The organism is Mesotoga sp. HF07.pep.5.2.highcov (assembly GCF_003666285.1).
Classification (GTDB): Bacteria; Thermotogota; Thermotogae; order Petrotogales; family Kosmotogaceae; genus Mesotoga; species Mesotoga prima.
In genome coordinates this window covers 1-4,028 of the sequence record NZ_JFHJ01000445.1, presented here as the reverse complement: position 1 = coordinate 4,028, position 4,028 = coordinate 1, and the positions used below count along the sequence as shown (strand labels likewise).

The 4,028-nt window shown below is 44.4% G+C and carries 6 protein-coding genes; all 6 read right to left on the bottom strand.

What is annotated here, in order from left to right:
- Nucleotides 1–176 precede the first annotated feature (176 nt).
- Nucleotides 177–650 carry a transcription elongation factor GreA gene (greA, locus tag BG32_RS09350; protein WP_014729956.1) on the bottom strand — a complete coding sequence of 158 codons (474 nt, stop codon included), beginning with the start codon at nucleotides 648–650 and terminating at the stop codon, nucleotides 177–179.
- Nucleotides 651–667: 17 nt separating this feature from the next.
- Nucleotides 668–1,129 (bottom strand): transcriptional regulator NrdR, encoded by a 462-nt coding sequence (gene nrdR, locus BG32_RS09345; protein ID WP_014729955.1) that lies wholly within the window; start codon nucleotides 1,127–1,129, stop codon nucleotides 668–670.
- Nucleotides 1,130–2,056, bottom strand: a complete 927-nt coding sequence (gene whiA / locus BG32_RS09340; RefSeq protein WP_006487455.1) for a DNA-binding protein WhiA — start codon at nucleotides 2,054–2,056, stop codon at nucleotides 1,130–1,132.
- On the bottom strand, nucleotides 2,053–3,015 hold the full coding sequence (yvcK, locus tag BG32_RS09335) for a gluconeogenesis factor YvcK family protein (protein WP_121526732.1): 963 nt from the start codon (nucleotides 3,013–3,015) through the stop codon (nucleotides 2,053–2,055). The genes whiA and yvcK overlap by 4 nt, the downstream gene beginning before the upstream one ends.
- 1 nt (nucleotide 3,016) lies before the next feature.
- On the bottom strand, nucleotides 3,017–3,847 hold the full coding sequence (gene murI / locus BG32_RS09330) for a glutamate racemase (RefSeq protein ID WP_259459647.1): 831 nt from the start codon (nucleotides 3,845–3,847) through the stop codon (nucleotides 3,017–3,019).
- A partial coding sequence (locus tag BG32_RS09325; protein WP_121526730.1) for a cell division protein ZapA occupies nucleotides 3,828–4,028 on the bottom strand: 201 nt, incomplete at its 5' end. The genes murI and BG32_RS09325, both read right to left, overlap by 20 nt.

Sequence of the window (4,028 nt, the reverse complement as noted above, 5' to 3'; positions counted from 1 at the left end):
AGAACTGTATCTTCCTTCGTTTCCGAATTTTGAAGATAGGCGAACTCGCTCTTGATCTGAGCTGCCCAGTGCGTCTTATCAAAGCTATACGGGTAAGGTTCAATACCCTCCTGACGCATCTGATTTATCTCTTCGATTCTCTGTCTACGTGTTTCTTCACTCATTAGATATCCCCATCACTTTCCGATGGTAAGAATCTTGTATTTCGCCCAACCCGCAGGAGTTTTCACCCTTACCACCTCATTGACTTTGTGCGTCAACACTCCGCGCCCAATAGGAGAATCGGAAGAGATCTTCCCTTCAAATATGTTAGCTTCCTGAGCATTAACGATTCTGAATTGAGATTTTTCATTCGTATCTATATTCAGTAACTCCACAACATAACCCAACTTCACAGTGCTGAGGTCGCCGTCGTCCTCAATGATCTCGGCATTGTTGAGAATCTCTTCCAGCTGTTTTATTCTGCTGTCGATTCTTCCCTGCTCATTCTTGGCCTCATCGTATTCGCTGTTTTCGCTGAGATCGCCCAGTTCCCTGGCTTCCTTAATCCTTTCAGCAATATCGTACATTAGCTTTTTCCTGAGGCTTTCCAGTTCCTCTTTCATTCCGTTGAAGCCTTCTTGCGTAAGATAGATCACTTTCTTCTTCACGACCTGGACCCCTCCATTCAACGATTTCTGTCGTCTCTGAGTTCCTCAATTATATCCATGAAATGGTCTAAATCTCTAAATTCCTTGTAAACAGATGCGAATCTAACATACGCAACCCTGTCCAGAGACTTGAGTTTAGTCATCACCATCTCACCAATCTCGCTTGAAACAACTTCATGTTTCCCGGACTTCACGACTTCGTTTTCAACGGAATCAACGATTTCATTAACTGTATCAACAGATATTGGTCTCTTCTCACAGGCTCTTAACAGTCCATTCAAGAGTTTCTCCCTGCTGAACTTCTCTCTCCGTCCGTCTTTCTTCACCACCAAAAAGGGAAGTCTTTCATATCTCTCGTATGTCGTGAATCTAGCACCACATTTCTCACACTCTCTTCTTCTCCGAATCGAAGTGTTTTCATCGGTTGGTCTTGAATCCAGGACTCTCGTAGAATCTCCACCACAAAATGGACATTTCATTTATTTATCTCCTAGCTCTTCGGCCAACGCCATTAGTTTTTTCAACCTATTATATACTGCTGACTTGCTCATCGGTGGATTCATGATTTCGCCGAGCTCTCTCAAATTGAGATCCTCGTTCTCCAGACGTAGAATGGCAACCTGTTGAAGGTCCTCTTCCAGATTTTCTATTCCTAGCTTCCTGTCGACAATTCTGATGGCCTTGACGTGTTTTGCCATGGCCTGTCCGGACTTATTTGCATTTGCTGTCAAGAAGTTCAGGGTTCTACTAACATCACTCCTGATCTTTCTCACTTCTATAGCGCTGGAAAGCCTTGTGACGGTCTTCTTTCCACCCATCAGGGAAAGTAGCTCGATGATATCCATCGAGGACTTCACATATGCTTTGAATTTGTCCCTGACCTTCACCACACCGACTTTTATGTTGAAGTTCTCAGAAACATACTGTTTTACCGAATTCACAAATGCTTCGGTTGTATCGAGAGTAATCTCAAGATGATACTCCTTCGAAGGATCGACTACCGATCCACCGGCCAGATAAAGGCCTCTAAGAAAGGCTCCGAAATAGACCGGATCCTCCCTTACAGGTCGTGGAATCGAATCATCTCGGACAGATATTCCATTCCTTCGAAGAAATTCTTCAACTTCTCCATAGAGATAACTCAGTTCTCCGCCGCGTTTTCTATCTAATCTGACTTCTTCGATTACCTGGGTTTCAAAAATTGGAATAGAAAGTCTCTTTGAAACCTGAAACAGCCTCTTCAAACTTGTAATTGACGTGAGAGGAATTACCAAGAATGAGGTGTTCCCCCTTAATCTCAAAGTTCCCCTTGATTTAACGAAGCCAAGATACTCGGCTCTACATTCTGCCTGATCATCGAGCGGAAGATGACATAACTCTTCTTTGAGTTTGTCGGCATAGCTCAAATTCCTTCCTCTCCCAACAAGCCTAATTCATGAAGAATCGAAATTATTCCGGCTCGAGAGTGCCTAAGTACGGGGCGTCTTCTTCCATCGTCTATAAACTCGGTAGTCGCTCCGGTTATTACCTTAACCCTCCCATCCGAAATCATGTCATTTTCGACCGGACGTGAGCCTTTCTCTTCATACCTACTCAAAACCGACGATGCAACGCCCCCGATCTCTGTCCAGAAAATAAGATCGAATTCTACCCCACAATAACTCTCTGCGATTTGTACGTGCTTTGCCAGTGAAAAATCATCCGTTTCACCCGGTTGAGTCATGATGTTACAGACATAGATCTTTCTCGCTTGAGATCTCTTCAGCGCCTCCTTTACACCGGAAACAAGGAAGTTAGGGACAACGCTTGTAAAGAGACTACCGGGACCGATAATTATCGTATCTGCCGAAACCAACGAGTCGCTCACCTCTGGAAGAGCTTCGCACGCTCTGTCAAGAGAGACTTTTTTTAGCCTCTTTCCAGCTGCCGATACTCGGGATTCTCCCTTGACAATTGTCCCATCGTCAAGCTCACCCACGAGACTAACGAGATCCTCCGCCACGGGCAGGACAATGCCTTTGATCTTAAGCATTCTGGAAGCAGTCAAAACTGCCTCGGAAAAACCTCCACACATCTCCATGAGACCAGCGATAATTATGTTTCCGAGCGAATGACCGTTCATCGCCGGGGCACTGAACCTGTGAGAAAACACCTTCGTCAACAGTTTTTCATCATCGGCTAGCGCGATAATATTGTTTCTTACATCACCGGGCGGAGGCATTCCTAAAGCCTCTCTCAATATTCCGGAACTTCCCCCGTCATCTGTTACAGCCACAATCAGAGTAAGAGAAGTAACGAAATCCTTTATCACTCGAGCGAAAGTCGAGAGCCCGGTCCCACCTCCGATAAGAACTATCTTGCTCATCCTAAACTCTTCCTCTCACATTTATCCCTGTAACGTTCAGATCGACACCCTTCACATTCTCGAATCTTCCGAGATATCTCTTTAGAATATCCTGGAAGATTCTGGTGTTGCCACTTACGTAATAATCAACCGTCGAAGGTTCAGGCGACAAAATCGTAGCCCAGTCAGCTACGTCCCTCACAATATACTCGGATGGATCGACAACCTTGGTTTTTGAAGGCAAAAACCTCTCAATCGAGTTTTTTATGAAAGGGTAGTGAGTGCATCCGAGAATCATGAAGTCTGGCTCAATCTCAGCAAAGTCATTCAAATAATACTTGACGATCGAGTCGACAATCTCACCTTCCCAGATACCCTCTTCGATCAACGGCACGAAGAGTGGGCAAGCTTTTTGAACTATCTTACTGAAGCTTTCATAGCGAAATAACTTTCTGAGGTAAAGAGACTTCTTTACCGTGTTTTCAGTTGCGATTATGGCCACCGTTGAATTATCGGGAGCCGACTCGCCGATTCTTCTAACTGTAGGATCAATTATGCTGAAGTATGGAACACCGAGCTCCGCTTTATCACTTTGCGTAAGTATCGAATCAGAAGTGTTACAGGCCGTCACTATTGCATCGACATTTAATTGAGCAAAGAGGTCGAATATTTCTCTTACATATCTTCTTAGCGTCTCTAATGGCTTTGAGCCGTAAGGAACTCTGGCAGTATCGGCAAAATAATGAAAACTCACTCCTTCGGGTAACGTCTCCACGAGCCTTTTAAGAACAGTGAGGCCACCTATTCCGGAATCAAAAACTCCAATTCTTAATCTACTTCTCAACCTCGTCACGTCCCTGGAAGTATTCTGAAAGAACCTCTTCGTATTTCGCCTTTAGCCTAAGCAGTTCATTCTGACTTCTCACAAGGTCGTGTGCAAGGTTGACAGAAATCCCGACCAGTATTTTTTCATAGCCGATTTCCTCTTCATTATTCTTCAGTGAATCATATAGCTCGCCTATCTTTGAAAAAAC